Source organism: Microbacterium sp. SORGH_AS_0888, assembly GCF_030818905.1.
GTDB lineage: Bacteria > Actinomycetota > Actinomycetes > Actinomycetales > Microbacteriaceae > Microbacterium.
Genome location: NZ_JAUTAZ010000001.1, coordinates 2574850 through 2590870 on the forward strand (window position 1 = coordinate 2574850; position 16021 = coordinate 2590870).

A 16021-nucleotide genomic window follows, 5' to 3' on the forward strand; every position below is an offset into this window, starting at 1 on the left:
GGGGAATCTTTCCCGCCCGAGGGCGCATCCCCGCCGATCAACGGCTGCTCTCGGTGCCCTCGTGCTCTCGGAGGCCCGGGTTCGACCGGGGCAGGACCCGGACAATCGATGCGCGAGCCCTCGATCTCCTCGTGCTCCGGCGGCCGCCGTCGCCAGGTGCCCGGGCCTACCCATATCTGTGTTTCTGCTCCCTCGCCCGGCAGCGACCCGGTCTAGGCTGAGTGCCCGTGAGCACACCCGACGCCGCCCGCCGCACCTACAGCTACCTGGGGCCGGCGGGGACCTTCACCGAGGCGGCGCTCGCGCAGGTGCCCGAGGCGCGTGACCAGGTCTGGAAGCCCGTCAACAACGTCGCCGAGGCGTTGACCGATGTCGTCGAGGGGCGCTCGGATGCGGCGATGATCGCGATCGAGAACTCGGTCGACGGAGGCGTGTCCACCGCGCAGGACGCGCTGGCGACCATGCCGGGTCTGCGGATCGTGGGCGAGTACCTGGTCCCTGTGAGCTTCGTGCTCGTCGCCCGGCCCGGTACGACGCTCGCCGACGTGAACCTCGTCGCCGCACACCCCGTCGCGTACGCGCAGTGCCTGCGGTGGCTCTCGCGTGAGCTTCCCGGCCACGCGCACCTGCCCGCCTCGAGCAACGTGGCGAGCGCGGTCGGCCTGCTGGACGGCACGAGCGATGCGGATGCCGCGATCGCGCCCCCCGGCATCCTCGAGCATCACGATCTGCGGCTGCTCGCCTCGGACATCGGCGACAACAAGCACGCGGTCACGCGGTTCGTGCTGGTCGAGCGCACCGTCGCGCCGCCGCCGCCGACCGGGGCCGACAAGACCTCCCTCATCGTCGAGCTGCCGAGCGAGAACCCGGGCGCGCTGCTGGAGATGCTCGAGCAGTTCGCGACGCGCGGCATCAACCTGTCCCTGCTCGCGTCGCGTCCGATCGGCGACGCGCTCGGTCGTTACCGCTTCGTGGTGGATGCCGACGGCCACATCCGTGACGAGCGGATGGCGGACGCGCTCATGGGGCTGCGCCGGTTCAGCCCGAAGGTGATCTTCCTCGGCTCGTACCCGCGCGCCGACCGGGCTATCGTGCGCTACAACGACCGCTACAGCGACGACGTGTTCGTCGAGGCGCGCGACTGGCTGCGCGGCCTGCTGAGCGGCGAGCCCGAGACCTGACCCTCCGCTCGCCGGGTGCTTGACCGCGAGACCAGTCTCGCGCGCCGAGACCAGTGGGTTACTCGCCGGTCTCGGCGCCCCGGACTGGTCTCGCGGTCAGGCGGCGGGGGAGAGCGCGGCGGCGAGGAGGGCGAGCGTCTGGGTGCGGCCCGGCGAGGACGACAGCGGCTCATCGGCGTAGGACGCGGCCACCGGCGCGATCATGATCTCGTCGACGCCGTGCCGGGTGGCGAACTCCCGCAGCCGTGAGGCCGTCTCATCGGGTGCGCCGACGAACCACCGCTCGCGCGCCCATGCGGCCATCGGCCCGCCCAGCCCGTCGTCGGCTTCCGCCTCACGCGCCTGCTCGACCGTCTCGAGCGGCACGAGCGGGCGATTGCCGCGCAGCCGCGCCATCATCCGGATCTGCGGCAGCGCGCGCTCCTCAGCCTCTTCACGGGTCGGTGCGGCGACCGCGTTCGCGGTGAGGAAGGTCACCGGCTCCGGATGGGCGGGGCTCGGCCGGTACTGCTCGCGATAGAGCGCGAGCGCCCGTTCCAGCCCGTCCCCGGAGAAGTGGTTCGCGAAAACATAGGGCAACCCGAGGGATGCCGCGAGCTGCGCCGAGTAGTCGCTCGAGCCGAGCAGCCAGACTTCCGGGGCGGGCCCGGGCGCCGGCGTCGCATGCACCTCGTAGGTGCCGCCGGAGGTGAACCGCACGGTCGCTCCCTCGTTCGAGCCGAGCGCGATGATGTCCTGCACGTGGTCCGGGAAGCGGCTCACGTCGCTCGTCGCGCCGGTGCGGTGCAGCAGCTGCGTGATCACGGGGTCGCTGCCGGGTGCGCGTCCGATGCCGAGGTCGATGCGGCCCGGGGCGATGGCCTCGAGGGCTGCGAACTGCTCCGCGACGATGAGCGGCGCGTGGTTGGGCAGCATGACTCCGCCGGATCCCACTCGGATGCGGGAGGTCCGGGTGGCCGCCGCGGCGATCAGCACGGGCGGGGTCGTGGAGGCGACGGCGGGCATGTTGTGGTGCTCGGCGAACCAGTACCGCCGGTAGCCCAGTTCGTCGGCGCGCTGCGCGAGGTCGAGGGATGCCGCGACCGCCTCGGCGCTGGTCTGCGCGGTGCGCACGGGCACGAGGTCGAGGACGGAGAGGGCGGGGGAGGTGCTCATCCTCTTCGGCAACCGTGCGAGCTGTGGATTGATTCCCGTGGCATCGCGCGGTCTTACGTAGGGTGGTGAGTTCTAGGAGGGGGGACTGATGCGTTGGTTCGGTGTGCTTGTGGCGGTGGTGACCGTGGTGGGGGTGATGGTGCTGGGGTTCGTGCCGACGTCGGCGGGCTTGTCCAACAATGTCGGTGCGTTGGAGTGTCGGGCCGTGCTCGCACCGATCGAGAGCGCAAGCCTGATCGGTGACACGCGCGATCAAGACCTCGTCGAGCGTTGGCTCGTCGGTGTCGGCTACAACGATCCGGGCGAGTTGCCCACGGTGGAGCAGATGACGCGTGTCGACGCGACCATCAGCGCCGTGTGCGCCGAAGCGCAGCAGACGAGATCGACGTGGATGGTGCTGATCGCGGTCTTCGGTACGGGGCTTGCGCTGGCCGCCGGGCTGCGGTCCTCCCCGAGGGGAGCGACGGGGGCAGTCCGAGAGGGAGAAGGCTGAGCATGGTCGGGTATGGCGATCTCGGAGATCTGATCCCCCGTTTCAAGCGTGCCGCGATCGACGCCTACATGCGCACGAGCCCGTCGGGCTGGCAGATCAACGGCGACACCTATGAGATCAACTCCTCCGGCGCGCACTACAAAGTGAGCCGGCCGGGCGCCGACGGTGAGGGTGGGGGGGATTGGTCCAGTGACAACTTCATCGCCAACATCTTCGTCGGGGGCGCGAAGGACGACGAGTTCCGCGAGGCGTTCGACTCCATCCGTGCGCGCATCGACACTGCGCTCAGCCCGTGGCGTTCGCTACCCGAGCCTTCCGAGGTCGAGGCCGAGGTCGAGGCGGTACGCCAGGTCACGCGGCGGCTGTCGGGCGCGGCCGCGGCGTCCGAGGGCGGGCAGGTGGGCTCCGGCGTGATCCCGGGCAATCTAGCGTTGATACTCGAGAACAGTGATGCGATGGCTGGAACGGCGATCGCCGCGTTCAAGTCGAAGTTCGTCGCGCAGTTGGGGCCTGTGATCGGTGGACTTCACGGCCTCTCGGTCGTCCTCGGCAGCGCGGTCGCTGCGGAGAAGGGGCTGTGGGAGGCCGCGCGCCAAAACGTGGCCGAGATCGTGGAGGCGGGGCGCGCCGCATCGCAATCCCTGGCTGATTCAGGAGCGACCGGCCAGCTCAAGGTGGCACTGCAGGTCGCGGGATGGGCGGCGAAGGGAGCGAAGATCTTCGTCCCCGGTGCGGCGCAGGTGTTCGAGGTCGTCGGCCTCGGGATCGAGGTTGTTCAAGGCGCTGCAACCGACAACAAGACAGAGACGATCGAGGGCGCCGACGCCGTCGGCGTGCTCTCGGCGTTCGAGGGCGCTCTTGAAGCGCTCAACGGCGAGATCCGCGCCGAAGAGGCCCTGCTGCAAGACAACCTGACGAAGAACCTCGCGAACGTCCGGGCCGACCGGTCGTCCTACGATCTGTCGGTTCCTCCGGTACGCAACGACCCGGGAACGTCATCCGACGTCATCGCCTATCAGCCTGCCCTGATTCAGGAGATCACGCGGACGTATCTGCCGGCGATTGCTTCGGAGTTGACCGAGACAGGGAGCACACTGTTGAGTGCATCGCTCGGATGCATCATGCGCGATGGTGCACTCGGCATTGATGCTCGGGGTCCCGGTGCTGCCTGGAGCGAGATGCGATGGCTCCTCAACGAGCTCTTGCGGAACCTCTCGTGGGATGTCACGAAGGGGGCGGAGAACCTCGACCTGGTGCTGCAGGATCTGCAGTCGCACGAGCAGCAGGTCGCCGACGACATCGCAAAGGTCCTCGCAGAGCTCGACGCGGGGAATCCGACCGACCCGTGGAACTGAGGCTCACCGCGACCGTTTGACGACGTCGTACGCGTCCAGCGCGGCCTTGCGGGAGGCGGCGAGATCGACGATCGGCTCTATCCGCTCCGAGTCGGGGGCCCACTGCGACACGTAGAGCCCCTGCGGGTCGAACTTCTTCGCCTGCAGCAGCGGGTTGAAGATGCGGAAGTAGGGCGCCGCATCCGCCCCGGAACCCGCGACCCACTGCCAGTTGAAGGGGTTGTTCGCCGCATCCGCGTCGACGAGCGTGTCCCAGAACCACTGCTCGCCCCGGCGCCAGTCGATCAGGAGGTTCTTCACGAGCAGGGATGCCGCGGCCATCCGCACGCGATTGTGCATGTACCCGGTGGTCCACAGCTCGCGCATGCCCGCGTCGACCAGAGGGAACCCGGTGCGCCCCCGCTGCCAGGCGCGCAGGAGCGAGGGCCGCGGCCGAGGCCACGGGAAAGCGTCGAACTCGCGCCGCAGGTTCGCGGTCGCGAGGTCGGGGTGGTGGAACAGCACGTGCCAGGCGAACTCGCGCCATCCGAGCTCGGAAAGGAAGCGCCCCGCATCCGCGCCATCGGCGAGGGCCGTGTGCCACACCGTGTACGGGCTCAGCTCGCCCCAGCGCAGACGGGGGGAGAGGAGGGATGTCGCGCCCGCGGCCGGCTCGTCGCGCGCCCGGTCGTAGTGGTCGACGTCGTCCGCGAGGAACTCGTGCAGCCGCCGGCGCGCGGCCGGCTCGCCGGGCTCCCAACGCTCGCGCAGACCGCCCGCCCAGTCGGGGCGCGTAGGCAGCAGTCCCCAGTCGCCGAGCGACTCGGACGCGGGCGCGCGCCTCGGGCCGGGGATGCGCCGCGGTTCGGGCAGCGGCTGGCGCGGCGCGGGAAGGTGGAGGCAGGCGCGCCAGAACGGGGTGTACACCGAGAAGGGGGTGCCCGCTCCCGTGCGCACGTTCCACGGCTCGAACAGCAGCGAGCCGGCGAAGGATCGCGCCTCGACGCCGTCGGCGGCGAACCGCTCCTTCAGCGCGCGGTCGATCTCGCGCTCGGGGCCGCCGTAGCGGCGGTTCCAGCTGACGGCCGTGGCTCCGGCATCCACCACGGCCTGCGGCACGACGTCGGCCGCGCGGCCTCGCCGCAGCATGAGGCGGGAGCCGCGTTCCCGCAGGCGCTCGCCGAGGGAGTCGAGCGAGTGGTGCAGCCACCACCGGGCGGTGCCGCCGAGCGGGCGCACCCCGGGGGAGACCTCGTCGAGCACGTACAGCCCGACCACCGGCTCGTCGCGCTCGATCGCCGCGCGCAGCGCCGGGTTGTCGGCGAGTCGCAGGTCGTCGCGGAACCAGACGAGGGTGGTCATGCTCCGACGCTACGGCTCGGGCCGCCGTCCGCATCCGGCTTGACAGCGGACCGTGCGCACAACTCAGGCAGAATCGCGTCCCACGGGCGCCGCGGCACCCTGAACGCCGATTCTGCCTGAGTTGTGAACGGCGGCGCGGGGCGTCAGAGCCGCGACACGGGGTGCCCCGGCGGCAGCGACACGAGCAGGCCGCCCTCGACGACCCGGCAGTGCATGCGCACCGCCTCGCCGAAGGCGTCGCCGTCGAGCTGAACCGCCTGCGGCGGCGTCGCACCCGCCTCGGTGGCGACCCCCTGCAGGTACCGCACCGACTGGTCCCGGCGGTGCTCGAGCACGAGGCGGCCGGCCTTGAAGCGGCGCAGCACCGAGTTGTCCCACCACACGCGCCGCCAGACGGCGAGCCAGCCCCACCAGCCGCGTGGCTTGATGAGGACGACATCCATCGCGCCGTCGATGATCGACGCGTCGGGGATCAGCGCGATCCCGGCCGGCAGCGCACCGCAGATCGCGAACAGGATGCTGTAGACCCGCGTCGTATGGATGCGCTCGTCGTCGAGCTGGTACATGAGCCGGAAGGGGCGGGCCTTGGGCAGCGAGCGCGCCGCCCCGTCGACGTACGCGACCCAGCCGACCGCCTTCTTCAGCGTGGGACGGGTGTTGGCGATCATCGCCGCATCCAGCCCCATGCCCGCCATCACGACGAACGCGGCCTCCGTGCGCGTGCCGTCGGGGCGGGAGATCTGCGCGATGCCGATGTCGATGGGCTGGCGATCGCCGTCGAAGGCTGCGGCGATGACCCGCTCCGGGTCGTCGAGCGGGAGCCGCAGGTTGCGGGCGAGGAGATTCCCGGTGCCGCTGGGCACGATCGTGAGCGGCACGTCCGTGCCGGCGATCGCCTCGGCGACGGCTCGGACGGTCCCGTCGCCGCCGGCGACGAGCACCGACGCCGCCCCGCCTTCCAGCGCCTCGCGCACGCGCCCCTGCCCGGGGTCGTCGACGGACGTCTCGAAGAACCGCGGCGGATCCCACCCCGCGCGGCGCGACAGGTGCACGACCTGCTCGCGGAGACGCGCGGCGTCCACCTTGATCGGGTTGTACACGAGCGCGGCGTGGCGGGAAGGCGCCGCGTGCGTCATGGTCACACGATAGCCCGCCCTGCCCCGCTCTAGACTTGACCCGTGATCGATCCGACTCTCCTCCGCGAAGATCCCGAGCTCGTCAAGCGTTCGCAGGCGGCGCGCGGCGAGTCCGCCGAGACGGTGGATGCGGCACTGTCGGCCGATCGCGACCGTCGCCAGGCGATCACGGTGTTCGAAGAGCTGCGTGCCCGCCAGAACGCCCACGGCAAGCTCGTCGCGCAGGCATCCAAAGACGAGAAGCCCGCGCTCGTGGCGGCGGCCAAGGAGCTGAGCGACCAGGTCAAGGCGGCCCAGCAGGCCGTGAACGACGCCGAGCAGGCCGCATCCGAGGCTCTCGAGAAGATCGAGAACATCGTGATCGACGGCGTTCCCGAGGGCGGCGAGGACGACTTCGTCACCCTGCGCACGCACGGCGAGCTGCCGACGTTCGACTTCGAGCCGCGCGACCACCTCGAGATCGGCGAGCTGCTCGGGGCGATCGACATGGAACGCGGCACGAAGGTCTCCGGCAGCCGCTTCTACTTCCTCACCGGCGTCGGGGCGCGACTGGAGCTGGCGATCATGACGCTCGCGCTCGATCGTGCGCTCGCCGCGGGGTTCACCCCGATGATCCCGCCGACGCTCGTGCGGCCCGAGGTCATGTACGGGACGGGCTTCCTCGGAAAGCACTCCGCCGAGGTGTACCACCTCGAGGAGCAGGACCTGTACCTCGTCGGCACGAGCGAGGTGCCGCTGGCCGGGTACCACATGGGTGAGATCCTCGACCTGTCGCGAGGCCCCAAGCGCTACGCGGGCTGGTCGACCTGTTACCGCAGCGAGGCGGGCTCGTACGGCAAGGACACCCGCGGCATCATCCGCGTGCACCAGTTCAACAAGCTCGAGATGTTCGTGTACGCCGACCCGGAGATCGCCGAGGCCGAGCACGAGCGACTCGTGGCGATGCAGGAGGGGATGCTGCAGGACCTCGGGCTCGCGTACCGCGTGATCGATGTCGCGGCGGGCGACCTCGGCTCCTCGGCCGCGCGCAAGTTCGACGTCGAGGCGTGGGTGCCGACCCAGGGCGCCTACCGCGAGCTGACGAGCACCTCGAACTGCACGACCTACCAGGCCCGGCGTCTCGACATCCGCCACCGTCCCGACGGCGGCCGCACGGCTCACGTGGCGACCCTCAACGGGACGCTGGCCACGACGCGCTGGATCGTGGCGCTGCTGGAGACCCATCAGCGGGCGGACGGCTCGGTGACGGTGCCCGAGGTGCTGCGCCCCTACCTCGGTGGCCTCGAGGTGCTGGAGCCGATCGCGTGACCGAGGCCCGGCTGCCCGAGACCGGCGAGGTCGAGGTCGCGACGGCCGCGGAGGCGGCGGAGCTCGTCGAGGAGATCGCCGAGGGCGCCGCCCCTGCCGTCTCCCCGATGCTGATCGTGCTCGACATCGACGGCACGGTGCTGCTCGAGGATGAGACGCTCAGCCCCGGCATCGTCGAGGCGGTGGAGCATGCCCACCGCGCGGGGCACGAGGTCATGCTCGCGACCGGCCGGAGCTGGGAGGCGACTCGGGGCATCCAGCACGTGCTGGAGATCCAGCCCGAGTACGCCGTGTGCTCGAACGGGGCCGTGATCATGCAGCGGGTGGCCGGCGCCGAGGCGCACTACGAGCGCTGCCACGTCGAGACGTTCGACCCCGCCGATGTGCTCAGGGTGCTGCGCGAGCACCTGCCCGACGCCCGGTATCTGGTGGAGCTGCCGGACGGCGCGCGCGAGTACACCGAGTACCTCGACGACTGGAACCTGCACCAGGCGACGCGGGTGTCGTTCGAGGAGCTCTCGCGCCGACCCGTGACGCGCGTCGTCGTGGTCTCGCCCGAGCACGGCGAGCAGGACTTCGTCGACCTCGTCGCGACGCTGGGCCTGAACCAGGTGTCGTACGCCGTCGGCTGGACGGCGTGGCTCGACATCGCGCCCAAGGGCGTCGACAAGGGGTCCGCGCTCGCGCTCGTGCGCGAATGGCTCGACGTGGCCCCCCGACCGGGTGCTCGTGATGGGCGACGGTCGGAACGACCTCGGCATGTTCGCGTGGGCGCGTGAGAACGGTGGTCGCGCGGTGGCCATGGGTCAGGGCCCGCAGGAGGTGCGGGATGCCGCGGGCGAGGTGACCGCATCCGTCGTCGAAGGCGGGGTCGCCGCGATCCTCCGTGCGTTGTAGCCGCGGGGCGCTCGTCTAGACTCGCTTCGGATGTGTCGACATCCCCCTGGGAGAGTTGTCCGAGCGGCCGAAGGATCCGGTCTTGAAAACCGGTGGGCAGCAATGCCCCGTGGGTTCGAATCCCACACTCTCCGCCCTTCCCTGACCGCGAGACCAGTCCGTCGCGCCGAGACCGGTGGCTTTCTCGCCGGTCTCGGCGCGCGGGACTGGTCTCGCGGTCTTGACGGGGGCGCGGGGCGGGGCGGGGCGCTCAGCCGATCGTCGTCCCGAACAGCGTGCCGACGAGGTAGGTCGCGCCGAGGGCGAGCGCGCCGCCGATCACGGTGCGCAGCACGGCGCGACCGCGACGCGCCCCGCCGATCCACGCGGCGAGGTACCCCGTGACCGCGAGTGCGACGAGCACGGCGACGAAGGTCGCGGCGACCCGCACGGGTGCGGGCAGGAGCAGGATCGTCGCCAGAGGCAGCAGTGCCCCGATCGTGAAGGCGATGGCAGAGGCCAACGCGGCGTGCCATGGGCTCACGATGTCGTCGGGGTCGATGTTCAGCTCGGCCGAGAGATGGGCGGCGAGGGCGTCGCGCTGGGTGAGCTCGGTCGCGACCTGTGTCGCGGTGGCGGTCGAGAGGCCTTGGGCCTCGTAGAGGCCGACGAGCTCGGTGAACTCGTCCTCGGGACTCTCGGCGAGCTCGCGTCGCTCCTTCGCGATGAGCGCGGTCTCGGAGTCACTCTGGCTGGAGACGGAGACGTACTCGCCGAGCGCCATCGAGATCGCCCCTCCGACGAGGGCCGCGGCGCCGGCCAGGAACACCGGCGCGACCTCGGATGTGGCTCCGGCCACGCCGACGGCGACGGCGGCCGTCGACACGATGCCGTCGTTGGCGCCGAGGACGCCCGCCCGCAGCCAGTTCAGGCGCTGCGCGAGGCCGGCACGGTGCGGCTCGTCCGGGTGTGCGTAAGCGGGGCTGGTCATGGCGGCAGGCTATTCCGCGAGGCGGACTGCGCGCCACGAAGGTGAGACATCCCTTCGCCGGAGCGGTAGCGGCCGGGTGCGGGGGTTTCCCAGCGGGAGCGGGTAGATTCATGACAAAGTGCCCGTGACCGGGGTGCTTTCGATCGCGAGAACGACCAGAAGGACCCGAGTGAGCCCGTCACATCGCAACGGTCGCCGCCAGACGGTGGCGCGCCACGGCCAGCTCCGCTCCCCGCATCCGGTGTCCCAGATCTTCACGGTGCTCGCGGTGGCTGTCGCGGTCGTGCTGGTCGCCGGAGTCGGGGTCGTCGGCTACAACTTCTGGAGCGCGGCATCCACGCTGGCGAGCAACTCGGTCGAGCTCGAGGGGCAGACCGCCGCGCCGCCGAACATCGGCGCGATCGAGGGGGACTTCAACATCCTGCTCGTCGGCACGGATGCGTGCGAGCCGGCGTACGCGCACTATTTCCCCGGACGCTGCGACGGGCCGGACGCCGAGGGCGAGCTCAACGACGTCAACATCATGATCCATGTGTCCGACAACCCGCGTCGGGTCACGGCGGTCTCGTTCCCGCGGGATCTCATGATCCCGATCCCGTCGTGCACGCGGGAGGACGGCTCCACGTCCTCGGCGGCGAGCAAGCAGCAGCTCAACGTGTCGTACGGCTACGGCGGCCTGTCGTGCGTCGCGAAGACCATCTCGAAGCTCACCGGGCAGAACATCGACTACGCCGCGAAGATCACCTGGGGCGGTGTGATCGAGATCACGAACGCGATCGGCGGCGTGAACGTCTGCGTCGCGAACGGCATCTACGACCCCGACAACACGGGTCTCGATCTCGCACCGGGCGAGCACACGCTGAAGGGTGTCGAGGCGCTCGAGTTCCTGCGCACGCGGCACGGCGTGGGTGACGGCTCCGACCTCGGGCGTATCTCGAACCAGCAGCTCTACATGTCGAACCTCGTGAAGAAGATCGTGAGCGACGACACCCTCTCGAACGTCGGCACGGTGTACTCGCTTGCGAACACGATCGTCGACAACGTGACGCCGAGCTCGAACCTCGCGAACCCGCTCACGCTCGTGCAGCTCGCGCTCACGATGAAGGGCGTGTCGTTCAGCGACATCGTCTTCGTGCAGTACCCGACCGGCACCGACCCGGACAACGCGGCGAAGGTCGTGCCCAACACGAGTGCGGCATCCGAGCTCTTCGACGCGCTCGAGGCGAACCAGCAGCTCATCCTCACCGGCGGCACGAGCCCCAACAGCTCCAGCGCGGGCACCATCGTGATCGACCCGACGCCCGCTCCGACGGATGCGCCCACCCCCTCGACACCCACGGATACGGCGACTCCGACGGACGCGGCGACCCTCCCGTCGTCGATCACCGGACAGACGGCCGCAGAGCAGACCTGCTCCAACGGCAACGCCGGCTGACCGGTTCTCGCGCTCGCGCGGCAACAGGTATGCTTGGCGGGTGTGCGCTTATCGCGCACCTGGAGACGTCGCATAGTCAGGCCTAGTGCACCACCCTGCTAAGGTGGAGTCCCCGTAAGGGGACCGAGGGTTCAAATCCCTCCGTCTCCGCCACTTCTTGTTCGTGTGAGCCGCGAGAAGCCGTCGCGATGTGATGGCTCTTCGCCTTCAGCGTGCCGGCCGTCGGGATCGGGTGGGTACGCCCCCCCATATGCAGACGGTGCGTGGTGGGGGATCGCGACGTCAGCGGGGTGAGGCGGGCCGTTTCTCGTGGGGGTCGTGCTCGTCTGGCGTCGCTCGTTCCACGATGCGCAGGGGCAGGCGATGCTGCTCACGGAATGCAGCAGCGGCCCTTTCGCCGTCGCCGTCGCGTATGGCATCCTGCATCCGCCGGTAGCAGGCGATTCGCTCGGGGTCCGCGCCGAGTATGGGTCTGATGTGCCGTATGCTTCTCAGCACGATGAATCGCATGTCGGCGATCGCCCGCTGCAACATCACGTTGCCGCACCGATCGGTCATGAACTTCACGAAGTCGCGTCCGGCTTGAAAGGACGTCGCTGGGTCCGGGGCGTCGATGAGCGCTTGCACGAGATCGATCGCGTGGATCCGGTCAGACTCCGACAACCTCGGCACGGCCATGGCGACAACCATGGATGATTGGATCCCGCTGAACTCGAGGATTTGAACGATGAGATCGTCGTCGACCGGGGCCACCTTCGTGCCTACCTGGGGTGTTGCGTCTACCAGACCTAGTTGCTGCAGTCGCTGCAAGGCCTCTCGGACCGGCGTGCGTGAGACGCCGAACGCCGCAGCGAGCTGGTGATCGTTGAGCGGCTCGTTCTCCGCGAGCTCGCCGGCGACGATGGCATCCGAGAGCCGTGTGAACACTTGATCGGCCAGCAGCCCATCGCTCCGTGAAAGCGGGCTCGCAGATATGGGCACGCAACTGATTATGCTGCTCGATCAACCTGGACCGGCAGCTCAAGAGTTCACATCTTTTTGATTCTCGACTGATATATTAGCACCCTCGACTGATATATTAGTAATCCAGGAAAGTTTCGACCAACGGCGGACGCATCTCCTGCTGGAGCGCACCGTCGTGCACCACTCGCGATAGGGGCTTCGATGACCAGAAATCCAGAGCAGAGCACGGTGAGCACCGGCCGAAGAAGGCGCTTGGTTGCGGCCGTGATCGCGTTCGCCATGGCGACCAGCGCTCTTGTCGGGCTGCAGTCGGCGCTGGCTCCGGCTGCGCACGCGGCCGCCGGCGCAGCCTTCGATCCCGCCGAGCCGGCGATCTTCATCTCGACGGGAGCGCCGACACAGCTCAAGATCGGACGTGCGAACGCCAACGGCGGTACCGACTACGAAGACGTCGGTCCCGTCGCGCCCGTGCAGTACAACGGTCTGGCATACAACACAGCCGACAACTACCTGTACGCTTCGGTCGGCGGGGGCGGCACTGCGGAGTATCCACAGGGCTCGTTCATCCGTATCGGTGCCCAGGGCGGCATCGAACTGGTGGGCAACCCCGGCAGCTACTTCATCGTGGGCGACTTCGGTCCCGGTGGGAACTACTACGGCACTTCGTTCCTCGAGCCGAACCAGATGCGTGTGGTGAACCCGGCGAACGGTCAGGTCATCGGCACCATCACGCTGACGCAAGCCGCGATCGGCAACGACTTCACCTATGCCTACGGCTACTTCTGGGCCAGCAGCGGCACGTCGATCCAGCGGATCGACCCGGCGACGGGTGCCTCAGACGTGTTCGCCGGACCGCTGCCTGCGGGCTCCTACGGCGCCGCATGGACGTACGGCAACGGCGCGCTCGGCTTCGGCAACAACGACACCGGCGAGCTGTACCAGGTCCAGGTCACCAACCCGGACTCTGCGAATCCGACTTTCGCGCAGGTCTACTCTTCGAGCGGCACGGCGACGACGAACAACGACGGCGCCTCGTCGCCAGGCCTGCCCGTCGACCTCGGCATCGTGAAGACCGGACCCGCCACCGTCGTCGCCGGTCAGACGGTCACATGGACGCTGACCGTGACGAACTACGGCCGGGGCGTCTCGTCGCGCTCGCTCATGACCGACACGATTCCCGCGGGCTTCACCAACGTCCGGGCGCCCGACGGCGGGTGCACCATCATCGGCAGCAATGTCACCTGCCTCGGCGGGCGCCTCGGCATCAACGAGACGCGCACGTACACGATCCAGGCGACGGCGACCGCCGACCTCACCGCTGCGACGTCGAACACGGCGAACATCCGCGGCGACGAGGAGGACCCCAACCCGTCGAACGACTCCTCCACGGTGCCCATCGCGCCGGTCGGCCTGTCGCTCGTGAAGTCCGTCGCTGCCGTCAACGACGTCAACGGCAACGGCATCACCGATGCAGGCGACACGATCCGGTACGCCTTCGCCGTCACCAACACCGGAGCTGCGACCGTCAACGGCATCACGATCAACGACGCGCGCATCACCGGTGCGACGTGTGCACCGACGAGCATCGCTCCCGGCCAGGTGTCGAACTGCACGGCGAACTCGCTGTACACGATCAACCCGGGCGACGTGAACAACGGTCAGGTCGTCAACACGGCCACCGCCTCGGGCACCACGGACAACGGCACACCCGTCACGAGCTACGAGTCCTCGACCACGACGCCCACGCAGGCGCCCGCGCCCGGTCTCAGTCTCGTGAAGTCTGTGTCCGCGCAGGGCGATCCGCTCGTCGCAGGCTCGGCGGTCACGTACACCTTCGCGGTCACGAACACCGGCAACGTGCCGCTCGACGGCATCGTCATCAACGAGACCTCGTTCAGCGGAACCGGAGAGCTCTCCGCGATCTCGTGCCCTGCTGGGCGTCTCGCGGTCAACGCGCAGACGGAGTGCACGGCCTCGTACACGCTGACGCAGGCGGACGTCGACGCCGGCACCGTGACCAACGCGGCCACGTCGACCGGAACCCCGCCGGGCGGCCCGCCCGTCACCTCGAACGAGGATGACGCGAACCTCACTGTTCCCCCGGCTCCGTCGCTGCTGCTGACGAAGTCGGCCGATCCCCAGTCGGTCACTGCCGCCGGTCAGGGCATCACCTACTCGTTCCGCGTCCAGAACACCGGCAACGTGACCGTCAGCGCGCTGACGATCGGCGAGGTCGCGTTCTCCGGAACTGGCGAGCTGTCGGCGATCGACTGCCCCGTCACCACGCTCGCACCGGGGGCGATCACGACCTGCACGGCCGACTACGTCGCAACGCAGGCCGACATCGATGCGGGCACGATCACGAACACGGCCGTCGCCACCGGAAACACGCCTGCCGGACCGCCGGTGAGCTCGAACGAGTCGGATGCCGTCATCGATGCGCCTCGCACGCCGGGTCTGGCGCTCGTGAAGGAGGCTGATGTGACGCAGCCCAAGGTGGGTGACACCATCACCTACACGTTCACGCTCACCAACACCGGCAACGTCACGATCACGAACCCGAGCATCAGCGAGACCGAGTTCTCCGGTACGGGCGATGCTCCCGTGATCGAGTGCGCCGCGACCACCTCGCTCGCTCCCGGCGAGAGCCTCGTGTGCACGGCGACGTACGTCGTCACGCAGGCCGACGTCGACGCGGGCGGTGTGACGAACGTGGCGACGGGCACGGGTGAGCCGCCGACCGGCGTCGACCCGCCCGAGGACCCGAGCTCGAGCGTCGAGGTGCCCATCACCCCGGCTCCCGGTCTGTCGATCGTGAAGACCGCCAGCGTCGACACCGTCACCCAGGTCGGTCAGGTCGTCGACTACACCTTCCTGATCACGAACACCGGCAACGTCACGTTGACCGACATCGCGGTGCAGGAGGGGTCGTTCAGTGGCGCCGGGCAGCTCTCGGCCGTCACCTGTCCGGCCGAGGCGGCTCGCCTCGCCCCCGGGGACTCGGTCACGTGCTCCGCGACGTATCGAGTCGTGCTGGCGGACCTCAACTCGGGTGAGCTGTCGAACACCGCCTCGGCGATCGGCACTCCGCCGTCCGGCCCGCCCACGGGGTCGAACGACTCGACCGTGAACATCCCGGCGATCTCGCCGACCGGGAACCTGCCGCCCACGGGTGTCGAGCTGCCCGCGATGCTGCCGTGGATCGCGCTCGCCCTGCTGCTGATCGGGGCAGCGACGGTGACTGTCACGGTGCGCCGCAAGAACAAGGCAGCCGACGCAGAGCTCTAGACGGCGCTGCAGGGGCTGTGGGACGTCGACGCAGCGGCGTGGGGCCGCTCTCTCTCAGGGGAGGGCGGCCCCACCCTCTCCTGAGAGAGGCAGGGGGGACGACACGTATGTCCACACCGGCCGGCCGAGCACAGCACGCGGCGGCGCGGGACCTCGAACGGGAGCAGCGCGAGGCCGTCTCTGCGATGCGCGGGATCCTGATCGGTCTCGGTGCCGCGCTCGGGCTCTGGGCCGCGGTCGGCGCCGGCCTGGCCGTGTGGGTGCTGACCCGCTGAGCCGGCGTCTTGGTCGCGGGAGGGCGTCCGGGGCCGCTCGAGGGACTCACGATCCGAGAACGAGAAGTGCTGGCACTGATGGCAGACGCCCGATCCAACGCCGACATCGCCCGCGCGCTCACGGTCACGGATGCCGCGGTGAGCAAGCACGTCGGCGACATCGTCATGAAGCTCGGCCTCAGCGTCTCGTCTCGGCCGGCTGCGTGAAGCTCGTCGAACACGCC

13 protein-coding genes, 2 tRNA genes and 1 pseudogene are annotated in these 16021 nt (G+C 69.5%); 11 read left to right on the plus strand and 5 right to left on the minus strand.

Annotated elements, in window-relative coordinates:
- Positions 1-227 precede the first annotated feature (227 nt).
- Positions 228-1181 carry a prephenate dehydratase gene (pheA, locus tag QE381_RS12495; protein ID WP_307218623.1) on the plus strand — a complete coding sequence of 318 codons (954 nt, stop codon included), beginning with the start codon at positions 228-230 and terminating at the stop codon, positions 1179-1181.
- Positions 1182-1277: 96 nt separating this feature from the next.
- On the opposite strand, the gene QE381_RS12500 is transcribed toward pheA, so the two are convergent.
- Positions 1278-2336, minus strand: a complete 1059-nt coding sequence (locus QE381_RS12500; RefSeq protein ID WP_307218625.1) for an LLM class flavin-dependent oxidoreductase — start codon at positions 2334-2336, stop codon at positions 1278-1280.
- Positions 2337-2424: 88 nt separating this feature from the next.
- Here QE381_RS12500 and QE381_RS12505 point away from each other — a divergent pair, with 88 nt between their 5' ends.
- Complete coding sequence (locus QE381_RS12505; RefSeq protein WP_307218627.1) at positions 2425-2829, plus strand: hypothetical protein; 405 nt, start codon at positions 2425-2427, stop codon at positions 2827-2829.
- A gap of 2 nt (positions 2830-2831) precedes the next feature.
- Positions 2832-4184 carry a hypothetical protein gene (locus tag QE381_RS12510; protein ID WP_307218629.1) on the plus strand — a complete coding sequence of 451 codons (1353 nt, stop codon included), beginning with the start codon at positions 2832-2834 and terminating at the stop codon, positions 4182-4184.
- A 3-nt stretch (positions 4185-4187) separates the two neighbouring features.
- Here the strand turns inward: QE381_RS12510 and QE381_RS12515 are convergent, their stop codons facing one another.
- Both QE381_RS12515 and QE381_RS12520 read right to left on the minus strand, forming a co-directional pair.
- Complete coding sequence (locus QE381_RS12515; protein WP_307218631.1) at positions 4188-5525, minus strand: deoxyribodipyrimidine photo-lyase; 1338 nt, start codon at positions 5523-5525, stop codon at positions 4188-4190.
- A 143-nt stretch (positions 5526-5668) separates the two neighbouring features.
- Positions 5669-6661 carry a diacylglycerol kinase family protein gene (locus tag QE381_RS12520; RefSeq protein WP_307218633.1) on the minus strand — a complete coding sequence of 331 codons (993 nt, stop codon included), beginning with the start codon at positions 6659-6661 and terminating at the stop codon, positions 5669-5671.
- Between the two features lie 42 nt (positions 6662-6703).
- Here QE381_RS12520 and serS point away from each other — a divergent pair, with 42 nt between their 5' ends.
- The 3 genes and pseudogenes from serS (at position 6704) to QE381_RS12535 (ending at position 9000) form a co-directional block, all read left to right on the plus strand.
- Positions 6704-7969 carry a serine--tRNA ligase gene (serS, locus tag QE381_RS12525; RefSeq protein ID WP_307218635.1) on the plus strand — a complete coding sequence of 422 codons (1266 nt, stop codon included), beginning with the start codon at positions 6704-6706 and terminating at the stop codon, positions 7967-7969.
- Positions 7966-8866: pseudogene (locus QE381_RS12530) on the plus strand (HAD family hydrolase). The gene serS and the pseudogene QE381_RS12530 overlap by 4 nt, the downstream one beginning before the upstream one ends.
- Before the next feature lie 49 nt (positions 8867-8915).
- Positions 8916-9000 (plus strand) — tRNA-Ser (locus QE381_RS12535).
- Between the two features lie 116 nt (positions 9001-9116).
- On the opposite strand, the gene QE381_RS12540 is transcribed toward QE381_RS12535, so the two are convergent.
- Positions 9117-9836, minus strand: coding sequence for a VIT family protein (locus QE381_RS12540; protein ID WP_307218637.1), 720 nt, complete (start codon positions 9834-9836; stop codon positions 9117-9119).
- Positions 9837-10005: 169 nt separating this feature from the next.
- Between QE381_RS12540 and QE381_RS12545 the strand changes: the two genes are divergently transcribed.
- Entirely contained in the window at positions 10006-11271 is a 1266-nt protein-coding gene (locus QE381_RS12545) for an LCP family protein (RefSeq protein WP_307218639.1), read from the plus strand.
- Positions 11272-11332: 61 nt separating this feature from the next.
- Positions 11333-11424 (plus strand) — tRNA-Ser (locus QE381_RS12550).
- 129 nt (positions 11425-11553) lie between these two features.
- Here the strand turns inward: QE381_RS12550 and QE381_RS12555 are convergent.
- Positions 11554-12252, minus strand: coding sequence for a GntR family transcriptional regulator (locus QE381_RS12555; RefSeq protein ID WP_307218640.1), 699 nt, complete (start codon positions 12250-12252; stop codon positions 11554-11556).
- Positions 12253-12498: 246 nt separating this feature from the next.
- On the opposite strand from QE381_RS12555, the gene QE381_RS12560 reads away from it, so the two are divergent.
- The 3 genes from QE381_RS12560 to QE381_RS12570 all read left to right on the plus strand — a co-directional run bounded on the left by QE381_RS12560 (position 12499) and on the right by QE381_RS12570 (position 16004).
- Positions 12499-15522 (plus strand): hypothetical protein, encoded by a 3024-nt coding sequence (locus QE381_RS12560; RefSeq protein WP_307218642.1) that lies wholly within the window; start codon positions 12499-12501, stop codon positions 15520-15522.
- 107 nt (positions 15523-15629) lie between these two features.
- On the plus strand, positions 15630-15797 hold the full coding sequence (locus QE381_RS12565; protein WP_307218644.1) for a hypothetical protein: 168 nt from the start codon (positions 15630-15632) through the stop codon (positions 15795-15797).
- 9 nt (positions 15798-15806) lie between these two features.
- Positions 15807-16004 carry a helix-turn-helix transcriptional regulator gene (locus QE381_RS12570; protein WP_307218646.1) on the plus strand — a complete coding sequence of 66 codons (198 nt, stop codon included), beginning with the start codon at positions 15807-15809 and terminating at the stop codon, positions 16002-16004.
- Positions 16005-16021 lie beyond the last annotated feature (17 nt).

Bases quoted from the DNA above. Each gene is read 5' to 3' on its own strand.
- QE381_RS12515 (WP_307218631.1), bottom strand. From the start codon at position 5,525: ATGACCACCCTCGTCTGGTTCCGCGACGACCTGCGACTCGCCGACAAC.
- QE381_RS12510 (WP_307218629.1), top strand. From the start codon at position 2,832: ATGGTCGGGTATGGCGATCTCGGAGATCTGATCCCCCGTTTCAAGCGT.
- QE381_RS12500 (WP_307218625.1), bottom strand. From the start codon at position 2,336: ATGAGCACCTCCCCCGCCCTCTCCGTCCTCGACCTCGTGCCCGTGCGC.
- QE381_RS12520 (WP_307218633.1), bottom strand. From the start codon at position 6,661: ATGACGCACGCGGCGCCTTCCCGCCACGCCGCGCTCGTGTACAACCCG.
- QE381_RS12540 (WP_307218637.1), bottom strand. From the start codon at position 9,836: ATGACCAGCCCCGCTTACGCACACCCGGACGAGCCGCACCGTGCCGGC.
- QE381_RS12505 (WP_307218627.1), top strand. From the start codon at position 2,425: ATGCGTTGGTTCGGTGTGCTTGTGGCGGTGGTGACCGTGGTGGGGGTG.
- QE381_RS12565 (WP_307218644.1), top strand. From the start codon at position 15,630: ATGTCCACACCGGCCGGCCGAGCACAGCACGCGGCGGCGCGGGACCTC.